Source organism: Acetobacter sp. (genome assembly GCF_022483985.1).
In the GTDB taxonomy this organism is placed as follows: Bacteria; Pseudomonadota; Alphaproteobacteria; order Acetobacterales; family Acetobacteraceae; genus Acetobacter.
Genome location: NZ_JAKVME010000001.1, coordinates 473,188 through 489,207 on the forward strand (window position 1 = coordinate 473,188; position 16,020 = coordinate 489,207).

The following is a 16,020-nucleotide window of genomic DNA, read 5'->3' on the forward strand; positions in this document are numbered from 1 at the left end:
AAGACCCGAAGACGAATACCGAGGTATGTTTTTCAGCCTCGACCTTCATCCCGACAGGAGGATTGAACGATGAGTGGCTACAGGCCCTATCAGTATATTGAACGCCGCAAGTCGCGTCAGATTCACGTCGGCAAGGTCGCTGTTGGTGGTGATGCGCCGATTTCGGTCCAGACGATGACCAATACTCTGACCAGTGATGCTCAGGCGACGATCGAACAGATTCGTCGCGCAGAGCTGGCTGGCGTGGACATCGTGCGCGTTTCCTGCCCCGATGAGGAAAGCACGGCTGCCCTGCACGAGATCGTGCGCGAAGTGAATGTCCCCATCGTTGCGGATATCCACTTCCACTACAAACGCGCCATCGAAGCTGCGAAAGCGGGTGCGGCCTGTCTGCGTATCAATCCGGGCAACATCGGCAGTGCCGAGCGTGTCCGTGAGGTTGTGAACGCCGCGAAGGATTATAACTGCTCCATCCGCATCGGCGTGAACGCCGGTTCGCTTGAGAAGCATCTGCTCGAGAAATATGGCGAGCCTAACCCTGACGCGCTGGTTGAAAGCGCTCTGGAACACGCCAAGATCCTTGAGGATCATGACTTCCACGAGTTCAAGATCAGCGTGAAGGCGTCGGACGTCTTTCTGGCGGTAGCGGCCTATCAGCAGCTTGCCGATGCGTGCGACCACCCGCTGCATATCGGCATCACCGAGGCCGGCAGCCGCCGCGCTGGAACGGTGAAGTCCTCCATCGGTCTTGGAAACCTGCTGTGGGCCGGTGTGGGCGACACGATGCGCGTTTCCCTTTCGGCTGAGCCGGAAGAGGAAGTGCTGGTGGGCTGGGATATCCTGAAATCCCTCGGCCTGCGTCATCGCGGTGTGAAGATCATTTCCTGCCCGTCCTGTGCCCGTCAGGGTTTCAACGTCATCCAGACGGTGCAGACGCTGGAAGACCGCCTCGCGCACATCAAGACGCCGCTGACGCTGTCCATCATCGGTTGCGTGGTGAACGGTCCGGGTGAAGCGCTGATGACCGATCTCGGCGTGACAGGTGGTGGTTCAGGCCGTCACATGGTCTATTCTGCAGGCAAGCAGGATCATACGGTGCCCGGTGATTCGATGATCGAGCACATTGTCGGTCTTGTTGAAGATCGCGTGTCGAAGATCGAGGCCGAGGAAGCCAGGGAAAAAGCGGAAGGCATTGCCCTGCCGCTGCCTGACCTCGCCAGCGCGAAATAAAATAATCAGGTCCCGGAGGTTTCTGCCTTCGGGACAGTCTATGAGAGACCCAGTCGCGGCCATCAGGCATTTTCGTCTGATGGCCCGCTGGCGTCCTGAGTCAATTTGCCGGAGTCCTGTCCTTATGAGCGCCATCAGACCCGTTCGCGGTACCCATGATCTGATTGGAGAGGACCAGCGTCGTCACGCCCATGTCGTTGAGACGGCCCGGCGCGTCACGGCCCTGTATGGCTTCGAGGAATGGGTGACGCCTGTTTTTGAGGAAACAGGCGTTTTCTCCCGCTCTCTCGGCGACACGTCGGATGTCGTTTCCAAGGAAATGTACACCTTCGAGGATCGCGGCGGGGATTCCCTGACGCTTCGCCCTGAAGGAACGGCTGCCATCTGCCGGGCGCTTGTCACCAACGGCCTGACACAGTCGCTGCCGCAGAAGGCGTTCTATACGGGGCCGATGTTCCGCTATGAGCGTCCACAGAAGGGGCGCTACCGCCAGTTTCATCAGATTGGCGCGGAACTGATCGGTCCCGGTGAACCGATCGCGGACGCGGAAGCCATCGCCATGGGGCGCGACGTTCTGGCCGCGCTCGGCATTATGGAGAACGTCGTTCTTGAACTGAACACTCTTGGTGATGCGGAAAGCCGTGCCGCCTGGCGCGAAGGGCTGGTGGCCTATTTTTCAGACTTCCGTGATCGCCTTTCCGAAGACAGCCGTAACCGTCTGGAGCGCAATCCTCTGCGCATCCTTGACAGCAAGGCGCCGGAAGATCGTGAACTGGTCGCGGATGCGCCGATGCTGGAGTCCTTCCTGAACGATGCATCCCGTCGTTTCTGGGATGATCTGCGTGAGGGGCTCCGGATGTTTGGTGTCGCCTACACCGAAAATCCCCGTATCGTGCGTGGTCTCGATTATTACAGCCACACGGCGTTCGAGTTCGTAACGACCAACCTCGGCACACAGGGCACTGTCCTCGCGGGCGGGCGTTATGATGGTCTCGTGTCGGAAATGGGTGGGCCGCAGACACCGGCCATCGGTTGGGCGGGCGGTATCGAGCGTCTGGCCATGCTTCTTGAAGCCACACCGTCCGTGCAGCAGCCTGTCGCAGTGATCCCGGTTGGGGATGGGGCGCAGGAAACTGCCGTTCGGGCGTTGTCCGAACTGCGTGCAGGCGGTGTCCGGGCTGAGATGGCCTATCGCGGCAATCTGAAAAAACGCATGGAGCGCGCCAACAAGACCAACGCGTCCCATGTTGTGATTATTGGCGAGACCGAAGTGGCTGGCGGAACGGTGCAGCTTCGTAACCTTGCGACCGGCCTGCAGACTGAAGTGGCGGCGTCCGGACTGGTTCAGGCGATCAGGCAGCAGCCGGGGGAAGCTGGCGCGTGAACCTTGACGACCGACTTGACCGTATCGTTGCCCGGAGTGAGGAACTTGAGGCGCTTCTGGCGAGCGGCGTAACGGGAGAGGATTTTACTCGAGCCTCCCGTGAATATGGGGAAATCGAGCCGCTGGTGGCGCGGGTCAACGCCCTGCGCGCCGTGCAGGCTGAAGAGCAGGACCTGAGGCAGCTTCTCGATGATCCGGAAATGAAGGCGCTGGCGGAAAGCGAACTTCATGAGGTGAAAGATCGTATCGCGGGGCTCCAGCAGGATGTCCGTCTGGCGATGCTGCCGAAGGATGCTGCTGACGAACGCAGCGCCATCCTTGAAATACGGCCCGCTGCGGGAGGCGACGAGGCGGCGCTGTTCGCGTCCGAGCTGTTTGGCGCGTATCGGCGTTATGCTGATCTGCGCGGCTGGAAGTTCGAGGTGATGGAATATGACGAAAGCGAGCTTGGCGGCCTGCGTGAGGGCATTGCGACCATCAGTGGGAAGGGCGTTTTTGCGCGTCTGAAATATGAATCCGGCGTTCATCGTGTCCAGCGTGTTCCGGCCACGGAAAGTCAGGGGCGTATCCACACTTCCACCATCACCGTTGCGGTTCTGCCTGAGGCGGAAGAGGTCGATGTGCAGATTGATGAAAAAGATCTGCGTATCGATGTTTACCGGGCATCCGGAGCGGGCGGGCAGCATGTCAACAAGACGGAAAGTGCTGTGCGTATAACGCATCTGCCGACTGGTGTCGTTGTGGCGATGCAGGAAGAGAAAAGCCAGCACAAGAACCGTGCGAAGGCGATGAAGATATTGCGGGCGCGTCTTTACGAACAGCAGCGCGTCAGCCTTCACGAGTCCCGTGCCGCCGATCGGAAATCTCAGGTGGGGACAGGGGATCGTTCCGAGCGGATACGGACCTATAATTTTCCTCAGGGTCGCGTGACTGACCACCGCATCGGCCTGACGCTTCACAAGATTGATCGTGTGATGCTGGGTGAATTTGACGAGATTGTTGACACACTGATTCAGGAAGATCAGGCTGCCCAGCTCGCCGCGGCAGGACTGTAATTCTATGAAATCTTTATCAATTGGATGATGATAGAGAATTTTAACCAAAAGATAACTGTGAGGGCTCTAGCATCCTGCTGTTGAGATTCATAAAGCAGGTTGGTTTCATTGCTATATTTTTTGTGCACTCCGGCAGTGCAGTCGCAAAAGAAACCCGGTTGTTTTTATCCTCCCCTTAAGCTCAAGGCAGCCTTTCGGAACGGAATACACCTGTCTTCCCGGCTGGTCAGCATCTTGCTTGCTGCTCTCATTGGTTTTTCCGGGCTTCACGCGGTTCCAGCGTTGTCGCAGACCGTACGTTTCTTTAACGGGCAGAGTGGGCTTTCTGATACGTCCCGAAGTCTCTTTGCGCAAAATTCTGACGGCTTTTTTTATATTGGCAATAAAACGGGATTGTATGTCAGTTCCGGCGGTGAATTCACACGTGTCGACAAGCCTGACGGGTCTCCTTTCAAGGATATAGAAGCTATTGCCGGGGGTGCCGATGGCAGCATCCTGATTGCTGCCGATAAAGAATTATGGCTGAAAAGTAGAACAGGTTTTGAAAAAATACCGTTCAGGTTCGATGGCAGGATTTCTCTTGCTGCCGATGGGATGGATTTTATTATCCTGTCAGGGGAGGGGCCAGCCCGAAATGGTGGTATCTGGCGACTGTACCGGCATCAGAAAGCGGACACTGCATTTGTATCTCTTGTGAAAGATCATGCGGACAGTCTGGTTCCATCGACAAATCCTCTGAAAGAAGAAGCTCTTTCAGCCCTGACCTCCGATGCAAAGACCGTGTGGATAGGGTGTGGCGTGGCCCTATGCCGTTACCGGGATGGTGGTGTTGACACTTTTGATGAACGCAGGGGGGTGCCTCGTGAAGTCTGGCGCGCGCTTGTCATCGCACCGGACGGTTCACTGATTGCTCGAAGTGCTGGAAAGTTTCTGATCATTGCAGCGAATGGTGGCGTCCATGTGGAAGACATTCCATATGAATTACCAGAATATTTCAGGGAAAAGCCTTCTGAAATCTTTCTGCTCCGGCTGACTGACGGCGCCTTTCTGACGCCTGGCCATGATTCGCTTGTTGTCCGGTCTGCTACGGGACATTGGGATGATATGGACTGGCCCTCCAGTTATTCGCCACAAACAATTTCAAGTGCTTATATCGACAGGGAATACGGTCTCTGGCTTGACAGTCCCGGGCGCGGTCCTGTCCGCATTGCCGGTTTTCCATTCTGGAAAGTTTTTTTTACTGATCATGACGTATCTCCGCTGCATGTATCTGGCGTCAGACATGATGCGGCGGGCAACCTCTGGATCGCTGCTGAAAACGGTCTTTTTGAATATGCGGCGTCGCCATATGGCCATGATGGTGAGCATCTGCTGAAGCATATTGAGCTTGAAAATATAACCTCCCTCATCCGCACGGGGGACGGAGCGCTGTGGACTGCAGAAAAAGGAAAGGGCTTGATCCGGATAGACCCAGTTACAGGTCAGGTCAGAACGTTACCCTCTTCCGAGCCGGTGACCGGAGCTCTGGTCCTCGACAGTGGCGGGCGGATATGGGTTGGTACGGTTGCGGGACTTGTAAGAGTAGACGATCCGTTGCGTTACGCCTCTCATTTGCCGACGGTGTTTTCATTGCAGAATCACCGTATCAACGCACTCTGCTTTGATCAGTTCGGAAGGCTTCTTGTTTTGACGGATAGCGTTCTTTTTCAGCAGACAGCTGAAGAGAATGTTTTTGAGCCCCGGGTTGATCTGGAAAATTTTGCTATCGGCGACGCCAGTGCCATGACGGTGACGATGTCCAATGATGTCTGGGTTTTAGGGACCAAGGGAAATGCCAGAAAGATCTTTCTGCCGGAGGATGGTTCTCCTGTTGTTTCCATGTTGGATGATGGTCCAAAAAATTCAGGCTCTACAACGATTTTTCGGGATAGTAGAGGGTGGATATGGTTGGGAGGGTCTCATGGGCTGGATGTGTCCACACCAAACGGCTGGTCTCACTTTGATTTGACGAACGGGTTGGCTTCAAGTCGTATTCTGCCAGGTTCTATAAATGAAGATGATGATGGATCGCTCTGGTTTGGTACGGAAAATGGTCTGAATCACCTCAGGGAGCCTGGATCACTTCCTGTGCTTCCTGATCTGCACACGAATTTTCTTTCTGCGCATTTGGATAACGTGGATCTTTTGGGGGGCGAGCAATTCTGGCCTGATGGTGAGAGAAAGCTTTCTCTTCAGTTTATCGCCCCAACCTTTACGGGAAACAGAGAAATCAAATATCAGTACCAGTTGGCAGGTATTGACCATGAACCTGGATATTCTTCGACAAATTTTGTAAATTATTACGATGTAAAGGGAGAAAAAATTGTTTTTCAGGTTCAGGCGCAGGATCTTCTGAACTACCGTTCTGCCAGCAGTGCGATCCTGTCTGTACGCTCCTCCGGCCTCAAAGTCTCTGGGTTCAAAGGAAGTTGGTGGGCTTTATTTTCATTTTTATTAGTGATGCTGCTTGGTGCCATTCTATACAGAAGAATAAAGCTTTTAAGGCAAAAGAATTTCGAAGCTGCTGTGCGAGGGCGTACTCGTGTGATGGAGGAAATGCAGACGCAGCTTTTGCATCAGTCGCGTGTCGATAGTCTGACGGGATTGCTCAACCGTCGGAGTGCCCTTGATGAACTTGATGAGCTGGTGGCATCCATCTCTTCAAATGAGCTTATAGCTGTTGCGCTTATTGATATTGATCATTTCAAGATGATTAACGATACGCTTGGCCATCAGGGTGGCGACTTTGTTCTGGAGCAATATGGTCAGCGTTTACGAAAACTCGCTGGAGCAATGGCTATTTGTGGACGCTATGGGGGAGAGGAACTGATCGTGGCGTTCATGTCGGTTTCCTGCACAGAAGAATTGCTGAGGCAAGTTACAAGATTACATGAACACCTACGTAAACCAATGATTTACGGCGCCTCTGAGGTCGTTGCGACTTGCAGCATAGGTCTGGCGGTTATCCTGCCCGGTGACACGACATCTAAACTGATTGGACGCGCTGACCGCGCACTCTACAGAGGCAAAAAGCGTGGAAGAAATTGTATTGTGGTTGCCGATTGAAGGCTTTTAAAGAGTAATGTTTTTGAGAGTTCTTTTGGAAAAGGTTTGGTGTTCCGAAATGATTATGGAAGAGGTTCTCTGAAACAACAGAAGAATGGTGAAAACCGGCATTTTCAAGCGTCATGATGTGCTTTGTGAGGTCAGTTTAACGTCAGATAATGAATTTCCAGAAGGGCTTCTCAGAAGATGTATTGTCATAAATGAAATTTATACAGAGATTGATGCGATGAATGAGTCACCGTACACTTTTTTCGCCTGCGCTTATTAATAGCGCAAGGCGAAAGAAGGTAGTCTATAGAATATGACGAGCAGATTGGCTTGTTTTTGCATATCTGCTTCGGTCAAAATCAGAAGGTGGCATCTTCTGTTGTTGCAAAAGCTTCAGGCTGCGGGTCGTTCTGATTTTCTTCATCTTCAGGAGAAGAGTCGGTATCCTGTTTGTAGGGTGCTCTGGTTCGCGCGGAGCGTTCCTGTCTCTCCTGCTGGGCTTGCTGGGCAGCCTGATTCATCGCGTTCAGAATGCGGAAATAATGTTCTGCGTGCTGAAAGTAGGCTTCTGCGAGAACCCGGTCTCCACCACTCGTGGCATCTCGTCCCAACTGAAGATATTTTTCGAAGAGTTGCTGCGCTGTGCCCCGAATGCGAACCTCAGGACCATTGCTGTCAAATACGTGATTTCGATTGAGAGGTATCTGACCGTTCTGGTGGCGCGTGCCCCCTCCTCCTCCGTTGCTTCCGCCGGGACGATGATTACGGTTGCGCATGCGCTTTATATTCATGGCGTTACCACGATGCCTTCTTGGTTTTCAATCGATTGGTCCTCTGGACCGCTAGCTGAACTCCTGATTGACCCTCGCCAGAATTTTGAAGCGCATTCACACTTCAACGGCAAGCGGTCCAAGGAGTTTAGAGGGGCTATTGGTAACGAGCGGAGTGAAATGAATTTCAACCGCTTCCGCCAATGCTCGGCCTACTTTGATCATAAGAATGAGCTATGTGCAAGGGTAGATATGCCATGTGGGTGATAATATCCTCATCGTTGTGAGGAATAAAATCCAATGCCATGAGATATCAAAAGAAATTTCTTCATAACTATATGATATATAATATAAAATTATATGGGTCGGCTGGAATGTCCAGAGTTCCGGGTGCCCCTGTTTCATCTGCAGGACGGTTGGAGGATACTCCATTGAGATGAACAGTCTTGATGTTGGTTGCTGTTACGAAAAGGGGAGAGGCGTGAAGACGCGGCTACCTCGATTGACGATCTTGAAAATAAATCGAGTTGTTCCGTTTTGAGTATCAGAAGCAAGGCCAGCGGGTCTTACGCCATATATGTATCCAGCGACGATAAAACCGAAAGAGGTTGAGATAGATGGACAGGCTAAGGGGGTTGGCTTGTGAGGATACGTCAGCCCATTGGAAGGCGAAGCGATATGCGTGTTGCGTTGCTATCCCACTCGGCGGGAATGGGTGGAAATCCTGTCATGGCATCTTCCTGTGTCTTTGTGGATGACACGTTTGGCTTGCCACCAGAAACTCTTGGTGTGGTTTCTGTCCGGAACGAGATGCCGTGACCACTGCAACAAATCAGGGCTCTATGAGATGACTGTGTCAGGCCCAAAATTTTTCATGCTGTGAAAAGCCTTTTGTGTGTTCAAACATCCTGAATTTTATTTGATTTTTCTGCATATCTATTCAAAATAAATAACTAAAATAGCAATTGAATAAATGGGTTTTGTAAATTTTTTATCTGATTTTTTCGCTTTTTGTAAATATAATATGAATTTTTTTACAATAAGGTTTGTTGTTGAAAGAATAATGATTTTTGGAAAGCGCTATAGCGATTGATGTGTGTCTTATATGTTGTTTGTGATGAAAATGTGTTGTCGCTTTGCAACATTCTTTGGAAATTGAGAGGGGCGGCGATCCCGTCAATATTGGAAGGGAGGGTTATGTGTAGTACGTGTCGGGGGTACAAGGTGAGTTCGTGGTAATGAAAAAAACAAGAAAAATACCCCTCTCCGGTAACCGGATATCTGTTGTTTCGCGTCTGAACGGCTGGACTATGTGGGCTCCGTTCCTTGGTGTGGCGGCCTGCTTTGCTGGCTCTACGGAAGTTCGGGCGGAAAAGCAGGAGACTGTGCAGCGTCCGCCGTCGGATGTGGTGGTTTCGCTGCCCAAAAAGCCGGGGCCTTATGATGCGCCTGCGCATGCCGCTCCGAAGAAAACGCCGATGACACCTGCCCAGCGGCTGGACGCCCTGTTCGACACCGAGAGCATTTCGGCGTTGCTCAACAATGAGGATGACGCCATCCGCGAGCGTGATCTGTCCGCAGGCTATTACGTTCCTGCCCAGACATTCGGTAACCTCGTTCCCCAGTTGCAGCCATGGCGTAAATGGATGCAGAATCGTGGCTTCAGCTTTCAGTTCGCCTACAAGGCTGAGGGGCTTGCCAATACGGGAGGCGGGCTGTCCAGAGGAATGGACTATACCCATGAGCTGACTCTCACCACACGGTTCGATCTGGGCAAGCTTGTCGGATGGGATGGCTGGATTTTGCATGCTGTTTTGATGGAGCGTGCCGGGCGTCAGGTTGCAACGGACTATGTCGGCGAGCATCGTATGCTGCTGTCTGAAGTCTATAGTCTGTCAGGCCATATGGCCGCCCATCTGTCGGACATCTATCTTGAAAAATCTCTTTTTAATAATAAGGTCAACATCAACCTCGGACGACTGACCCTCACGCATACCTATGCGACTTCCGTGCTGCTATGTACATTCATGATCCAGTGTTCCGCCCCTGTTGCTCTCAAATCGCAGGCAGGCTGGAGCGTGTATCCGAAAGCAAGCTGGGGCGGCACAATTCGCGTGCGGCCTGTGCGTGACCTCACGCTGACCACGGGCGTATATGCCGCAGGACCGCTGACATCGAACCCGTCTGGGTGGGCATGGGGCAGCGAGGAGCATACAGGTGTCATGTTGCCGATTGAACTGGCGTGGGAGCCGTTTTTCGGCAAAAAGAAGCTTCCGGGTCATTACAAGATCGGGTTTGGACACGACACAAGCCATTATGACGACATGCTGGGCAGCATCCCCGCAGCCTACAGGCATGATTATCTGGGGCATAATGGTGGTCCACGGGATACGTTCTACTTTGAAGCTGATCAGATGGTTTACCGTAAAGGTGGCGATCATCAGATGGCTGGTGGATATCTGATGGCCGGGTATATTCATAATACCCCGAGTGTTTCGGTGTGGTCGGATCAGTTTTATGTCGGAGCGTCGCTGCTCGGTATCCTTCCCTATCGCCCGTTTGACCGCTTTGGCGTGATGTATTCCTACTATCAGATCGGCCATAATCTGACGGAAGGCCAGCGCTTGCGGCAGATGGCGGGCATGTCGATGGGGGCGTACGTGAATGGTCCTCAAACTCATGCCGCGACACTGGAAGCCTACTATGGTATCCCGGTGGTGCCGGGCCTCGTGGTGCAGCCCGTTTTTGAATACATGATGCGCCCGGGTGAAACGTCCGTTATCCCCAATGCAATTCTGGGCGGTCTGAAGATACTCGCTGCTTTGTAAGTAAGGGGTGTTACGGGTGTTTACGAGGTTGTCTCGCAGACACCCGCGTTGGTCTGGTTTGAAGTTTCACGCCGTTCTCTGTAGGGAACGTAATCCTCTGTCATCACGGCGTGATTCGATTATGGCTCTTCCTCTTTCCGCTATTGCTTCTGATTCCGCCGGTGACGTCGCGCATCTGATCGAGACAGCCCTTACGCCGGTTTTCATGTTGTCTGGCGTTGGAACGCTGCTCAACCTGTTGAATACGCGGGCTGGTCGTGTTGCGGATCAGATTGAAAAAGCGTCTGATCTGCTCACTGATGAAGAAGATGGCAAAGCGAAACGCAAGCTGCAAAAACACTTTATGCGCTTGCAGAAGCGGGTCATGGTCCTTGATATGGCCATCATGTTTGGCGGTCTTGCTGGCGCCATGACCTGCGGGGCAGCATTCGTTCTTTTTCTTGGTACAGTCAGGGATGCTTCGATTGCGTTGTGGCTGGTCGGTCTGTTCGGCGCGGCCTTGCTCTGCACTATTGCATCGCTGGCCTCCTTTCTTGGAGACTGCTTTCTGTCTTGGGACAGTTTGAAAAAAGTTGGCCCGCTTCCAAGAAATGTCAAGAAATCTGACGGTAAGACAAATTAGCCTTGCGCGTAATGCTTCGATGAATCGAAGATCAAATCAGGACGTATGTCTTTAATGGTGGTCGGTGCGGACGCCTTTTTTCTCATATCTCCGGCAGAAAAAAGGCGTCATGAATTTCAGTCAAACCGTTTCCCATTGATGATCACATACCCCGGAATATCCCATGAACTGCCGGTGCCTTTGTGCGTCCAGTCGATGCCCTGACGACGGGGGGAGTCGTAGTAGTAACGCCCTACGATGTCCGCCATATCGCCGTCTCGTACCCATGGCCATTCCGGGGCGTTCATCTCATCGAGGTTGCTGACAACACGGATTGAGATGCCCTGTCCGACATTGACATAAAAATAACCATGCCAGCCACTGCGCGTGTGTTTGGCCTTTGTTGAAACGGCAACAACCTGTCCACAGATATGAACGGGAACATCCTGTTTTCTGCCGCCATTCTCGAATGTCTGCTGGGCCTGAACGAAGCCGCTATTATCGCATGTCGATGAGACGGTTCTGGCCAGAGACGGCGTGTTGCCAATCGTCATCATACAAACGGCGCTGGCTAGCAGAAGGCCTGACTTCCTGAAGGATACAGTCATGAAGTTTCTCTTGGTTCCCTGAGTGTGGTGTGTTTTGGGCTCTCTAAAGCCTGCAAGTGGCATCGGTGAGGCGGCAGAGTCCGCGTGGGCGGATTTTAGCCAACACCGATATGGGTGGTGGCAAAATAACGATCCACCGCATCCCGCATGGCCCCGGCCACCATCGCTCTGTGACCTGCCTGACGCAGGGCGGCTTCGTCACTGCGATTGGACATGAAACCCATTTCCACCAGCACTGAAGGAATATCAGCCGCCTTGAGAACCACAAAGGCAGCGTGGCGATGCGGGTGGGACAGCAGCGAGATACGGGACTGGAAGGAAGAAACAACCTGATTGGCGATGTGGGTTGACCCTCTTCGTGTCTCTTCCGAAACCAGACTGGCGAGTATCTGTTGCACCTCCGGAGATGTGGCGTGAACATGCGGGCCTCCGAAGAGGTCCGCGCTGTTCTCACTCTGGGCGATCATGGCCGTCTGGGAATCAGATGCGGCGCCGGCGAGCGTGTAAACGCTGGCGCCGCGGACAGCAGGGTCATGCAGTGCGTCGGCGTGCATGGAAATGAACAGCGACGCCTTGTGCGCCTGCGCCATCTCAACGCGTCCTTCGAGCGGAATGAAGCGGTCGCTCGAACGGGTCAGGGCAACCCGATAGCGGCCTGTCGCCAGCAACTGACGTTCGAGTTCAGCGGCCGCGGCCTCCGAGACATGTTTTTCGTAAGTGCCTGAATAGCCGATGGCCCCCGGATCTTTTCCTCCATGACCCGGGTCCAGCATGACCAAAGGAGGAGGCGGGGCTGCTCCTTTGATAATGGCGGGGGCGTGTGGAGTGCTGTGGGGGAGCGAGGATGCTGGAGTGTGGACGCCTGTTCCGGTGCGGGCCAGCGCTGCTTGCGGAATCAGCGGCGCAAGACTGGCGATGAGAGCGGATCTGCGGGGTAGCGAGAGACCCAGCAGATCGGATGAGGCTGTGCCTGCCGGTGTGGTGGCTGCCAGTGTGTTCGCTGTTTTGGCGGTGCAACCCTGCCGGAATGCGTTGCCGGGAAGGAGGCGGCTGGTCGGCAATGTGTCTCCATGATCCGGTTTCTGCGTCATGAACTGCGTCCTGAAAGAGGCTTCTGCGATTTTGCCATGCTGACGTTGGGAAGTCATTAATGAACGATGATTATGTCAGGAGAGTGTGGGGTTCGTTGCGGCTGCATTCACAGCCGGTTGCATACAGTTGTATCCGATGACTTGCGTACTCTGTTGGTTTCGGCCATGTTTGCAAGCATGTGGCCCGTTTGTGACGGTTATCCACGCTGCCCGGACCAAGGCAAGCCTTCTCTTCATCATTCAGGGAGCGGCTGCGTTTTGGGTCAGGCCTAATTTATACTGATCGACAAGGGCGGATGAGAGCAGGTCTGGACACACTGGCGGAACAAGGGAAGGGCAGGGAGCGCAAGAGTCCTCTTCATGCCCCATTCCCGTTGCCAGTGATGGACTGTCATGCCGGCATCACTGTCTCCCGAAAGTCGCTCACGTCCGTTATCCCCGATCCTATAGTCGATTTGCCCGCAGCGCTCCCGCGCGGCGCCCATGTCCATGTTGGTTTGTTCCAATCTGGTTGGCCGCGCCCGTCTGGACGAGCGCCGGGACACCGGAGTTTCCTTTTTTATGAACAAGCGTATGCTGATAGATGCAACGCACGCGGAAGAAACCCGCGTCGTTGTGATGGACGGAAACCGTCTTGAAGATTACGATGTCGAGGCTGCCAATCGCAAGCAGCTCAAGGGCAATATCTACCTCGCCAAGGTTATCCGCGTAGAGCCCAGCCTTCAGGCGGCCTTCGTAGAATATGGCGGAAACCGTCACGGTTTCCTCGCCTTCAGCGAAATTCACCCTGACTATTATCAGATTCCGGTTGCTGACCGGGAAAAACTGCTGGCCCTTCAGGAAGAAGAGGCCGCGGAAGACGATCTGGCTGATGAAGCGTCTGTTTCCGACGATATCGAACAGTCCGAAGATGCCGCCAGCCCTGAAGACAATGGTGAAGAGTCTTCATCCGACCAGACGCCTGATTTCGTCGGCGGCGAGACGGATACCGGCGAAGAGGCTATGGTGCAGAAGCGCATGGCCCGCTTCCTCCGCAGCTACAAGATTCAGGAAGTCATCCGTCGTCGACAGGTTCTGCTGGTGCAGGTCGTCAAGGAAGAGCGCGGCAATAAAGGCGCGGCCCTGACCACCTACGTCTCCCTTGCCGGACGTTATTGCGTGCTCATGCCGAACGCCCTGCGCGGCGGCGGTGTATCCCGCAAGATCACGTCCGTCGCTGATCGCAAGCGTCTGAAGGACATCATCGCCGACCTGCAACTGCCGCGTGGCATGGCCATGATCGTGCGTACGGCTGGCGGACAACGCCCCCGTCCGGAAGTGATGCGCGACTGCGAGTATCTGCTGCATCTGTGGGACGAGATCCGCGAGCACACCCTTAACTCAGTCGCTCCGGCCCTGATTTATGAGGAAGCCAGCCTCGTCAAGCGGGCGATCCGTGACGTCTACACCCGCGATATCGACGAAATTCTCGTCGATGGCGAGCCGGGCTGGCGGGCAGCCCGCGACTTCATGCGCATGCTGATGCCGCAGAGCGCGCAGCGGGTGAAGCTGTGGCGCAAGGACAGTCAGCCGCTCTTCAGCCATTATCAGGTCGAGGGTCAGCTTGACGGGATGCTGTCCCCGACGGTCCAGCTCCGGTCTGGCGGCTATCTGGTCATCAACCAGACGGAAGCGCTGGTCGCGATCGACGTAAACTCGGGACGCGCCACTCGCGAGCGCAATATCGAAGAAACGGCGGTCAAGACCAACCTTGAGGCTGCTGATGAAGTGGCGCGTCAGCTTCGTCTGCGTGATCTCGCCGGTCTGATTGTCATCGACTTTATCGACATGGAATCCCGACGCCATAACGCTCAGGTCGAGCGGCGTCTGAAGGATGCCCTGCGCCATGACCGCGCCCGTATTCAGGTGGGAGGAATCTCTCACTTCGGGTTGCTGGAAATGTCTCGCCAGCGCCTGCGTCCTTCCGTCGCTGAATCCGCCTTCGTGCCATGCCCGCACTGTCAGGGCACAGGCATCGTGCGCGGCATCGAAAGCTCGGCGCTCCATGTGCTTCGCGCCGTTGAGGACGAGGGCGGCCAGCGCCGCTCGGCGGAAATCATCGTGTATGTCGCGGGTGAGATCGCACTCTACATCCTCAACAACAAGCGCGACTGGCTGACAGCCATTGAAACCCGTCACAAGATGCGGGTGATCTTCTCGGCGGATCAGTCCCTGCCAGCGCCGCAGATTCGGATCGAACGACGTCGCGCACAGACGGCCCGCTTCGACACGCCAGAGATTGCCGCTCCGGTTGAGGATGAAGCTCCTTCACCGAGCCGTCATCCCTCTTCCAGAAAGGATGAAGCGACACCAGCGGAGACGCGGACAAAGGTCATCGCCATCAGTGACGAGCCGCCCGGCGCGCTGGATGAAGTCCGTGATCGTACGGAGACGCAGGAAGAAGAGCGCAGCGAGAACGATGGTACCGGCCGTCGCCGTCGCCGTCGCCGTCGCCGTCGTGGACCACGGGAAGAAGGGGCCATTGAGACGCGCAACGCGGAAAGCGTGACGTCTGAAAACGCGGATGAGCTTCCTGTCGCCGATGAAGATCCTTACGTGGACACCCGGGCGGGGTCTGCTCCTGAGGCGGGTGAAAATCTGGTTCCGGGCCGTAACCGCACCCGTTATTCCCGCAAGACGCCATATTTTCCTCAGGCCGAGGCGCGTGCACCGGCAGAGCAGCGTCAGGGAAGAGAGAGGAATCACCCGGTCCAGACAGCGGCTGCTTCCGGCTGGCGTGGTCCGACACCGGCCGATCCGTTTGGTGGCAGCTTCGATATCTTCGACATTATGGATCAGGTCGATTTCGAAGCATCGTCCGAACCAAAGCCGCAAGTGGCTCCCAGGCCTGTTACCCAGCGGCATGAGCGGGTTTCTGTCGCCGGGACAGAGCATGGTGAGGCTGACCCTGTTGTGGTGGCGGTTGAAGCTGTCTCTGTTGAGGGTGAAGAGCCTGTGCAGGATGCACGCCCTGCACGCCGTCGTAGTCGTGGACGCCGGGGTTCTGGCGCTTCCAGAAACGCAGTGGACACTGTCCGGGATGTGCAGACTGAAACGGAAGCGGCTGAGTCTGCTCCTGTGCAGGAAGCGGAACCAGAGGCGACAGCAGAGGAAAAGCCAGCTCCTCGTGGCCGTCGCCGGACACGGAGAAGCCCGGAGGGGGTTCAGACTGCTGAATCTGCTGAGGCTATCAGGTCTTCTGCCGCTGCAAAGGAGGAGGCCCCCAGGAACGATCGGAAGCCGGTTGTGGTCGAACCGCAGATCATTGATGGGGACACACCTGCAGCAAAGCCCCGCACAGGCTGGTGGCGTCGCTAGGCT

10 protein-coding genes are annotated in these 16,020 nt (G+C 54.8%); 7 read left to right on the top strand and 3 right to left on the bottom strand.

The window, feature by feature from the left end; all coding sequences use genetic code 11:
• Nucleotides 1-69 precede the first annotated feature (69 nt).
• The 4 genes from ispG (at nucleotide 70) to LKE90_RS02100 (ending at nucleotide 6,774) form a co-directional block, all read left to right on the top strand.
• On the top strand, nucleotides 70-1,230 hold the full coding sequence (gene ispG, locus LKE90_RS02085) for a flavodoxin-dependent (E)-4-hydroxy-3-methylbut-2-enyl-diphosphate synthase (protein ID WP_291491179.1): 1,161 nt from the start codon (nucleotides 70-72) through the stop codon (nucleotides 1,228-1,230).
• Between the two features lie 124 nt (nucleotides 1,231-1,354).
• Nucleotides 1,355-2,614, top strand: coding sequence for a histidine--tRNA ligase (gene hisS, locus LKE90_RS02090; RefSeq protein ID WP_291491180.1), 1,260 nt, complete (start codon nucleotides 1,355-1,357; stop codon nucleotides 2,612-2,614).
• Nucleotides 2,611-3,669 carry a peptide chain release factor 1 gene (gene prfA / locus LKE90_RS02095; protein WP_291491181.1) on the top strand — a complete coding sequence of 353 codons (1,059 nt, stop codon included), beginning with the start codon at nucleotides 2,611-2,613 and terminating at the stop codon, nucleotides 3,667-3,669. Before hisS ends, prfA begins: the two co-directional genes overlap by 4 nt.
• Before the next feature lie 234 nt (nucleotides 3,670-3,903).
• A complete protein-coding gene (locus LKE90_RS02100) occupies nucleotides 3,904-6,774 on the top strand; it encodes a diguanylate cyclase domain-containing protein (RefSeq protein ID WP_291491182.1) in 2,871 nt (956 codons plus the stop codon).
• Nucleotides 6,775-7,121: 347 nt separating this feature from the next.
• Here LKE90_RS02100 and LKE90_RS02105 read toward each other — a convergent pair whose 3' ends face one another.
• Entirely contained in the window at nucleotides 7,122-7,553 is a 432-nt protein-coding gene (locus LKE90_RS02105; protein WP_291491183.1) for a DUF4167 domain-containing protein, read from the bottom strand.
• A gap of 1,457 nt (nucleotides 7,554-9,010) precedes the next feature.
• Here LKE90_RS02105 and LKE90_RS02110 point away from each other — a divergent pair.
• Nucleotides 9,011-10,360: a carbohydrate porin gene (locus tag LKE90_RS02110; protein WP_291491281.1), complete on the top strand. Its 1,350-nt coding sequence runs from the start codon at nucleotides 9,011-9,013 to the stop codon at nucleotides 10,358-10,360.
• A gap of 16 nt (nucleotides 10,361-10,376) precedes the next feature.
• Entirely contained in the window at nucleotides 10,377-10,982 is a 606-nt protein-coding gene (locus tag LKE90_RS02115; RefSeq protein ID WP_367117384.1) for a DUF2721 domain-containing protein, read from the top strand.
• A 116-nt stretch (nucleotides 10,983-11,098) separates the two neighbouring features.
• On the opposite strand, the gene LKE90_RS02120 is transcribed toward LKE90_RS02115, so the two are convergent.
• Together LKE90_RS02120 and LKE90_RS02125 are read right to left on the bottom strand one after the other, a co-directional pair.
• Nucleotides 11,099-11,518: a hypothetical protein gene (locus LKE90_RS02120; RefSeq protein ID WP_291491284.1), complete on the bottom strand. Its 420-nt coding sequence runs from the start codon at nucleotides 11,516-11,518 to the stop codon at nucleotides 11,099-11,101.
• A gap of 146 nt (nucleotides 11,519-11,664) precedes the next feature.
• Nucleotides 11,665-12,660, bottom strand: a complete 996-nt coding sequence (locus tag LKE90_RS02125) for an N-acetylmuramoyl-L-alanine amidase family protein (protein ID WP_291491184.1) — start codon at nucleotides 12,658-12,660, stop codon at nucleotides 11,665-11,667.
• 561 nt (nucleotides 12,661-13,221) lie between these two features.
• Here LKE90_RS02125 and LKE90_RS02130 point away from each other — a divergent pair.
• Nucleotides 13,222-16,017 carry an Rne/Rng family ribonuclease gene (locus tag LKE90_RS02130; RefSeq protein ID WP_291491185.1) on the top strand — a complete coding sequence of 932 codons (2,796 nt, stop codon included), beginning with the start codon at nucleotides 13,222-13,224 and terminating at the stop codon, nucleotides 16,015-16,017.
• Nucleotides 16,018-16,020 lie beyond the last annotated feature (3 nt).

What these genes read in the sequence shown, in the direction of transcription:
- ispG (WP_291491179.1), top strand. Translation starts at nt 70, where the DNA reads ATGAGTGGCTACAGGCCCTATCAGTATATTGAACGCCGCAAGTCGCGT.
- hisS (WP_291491180.1), top strand. Translation starts at nt 1,355, where the DNA reads ATGAGCGCCATCAGACCCGTTCGCGGTACCCATGATCTGATTGGAGAG.
- LKE90_RS02105 (WP_291491183.1), bottom strand. Translation starts at nt 7,553, where the DNA reads ATGAATATAAAGCGCATGCGCAACCGTAATCATCGTCCCGGCGGAAGC.
- LKE90_RS02110 (WP_291491281.1), top strand. Translation starts at nt 9,011, where the DNA reads ATGACACCTGCCCAGCGGCTGGACGCCCTGTTCGACACCGAGAGCATT.
- LKE90_RS02120 (WP_291491284.1), bottom strand. Translation starts at nt 11,518, where the DNA reads ATGATGACGATTGGCAACACGCCGTCTCTGGCCAGAACCGTCTCATCG.
- LKE90_RS02125 (WP_291491184.1), bottom strand. Translation starts at nt 12,660, where the DNA reads ATGACGCAGAAACCGGATCATGGAGACACATTGCCGACCAGCCGCCTC.
- LKE90_RS02130 (WP_291491185.1), top strand. Translation starts at nt 13,222, where the DNA reads ATGAACAAGCGTATGCTGATAGATGCAACGCACGCGGAAGAAACCCGC.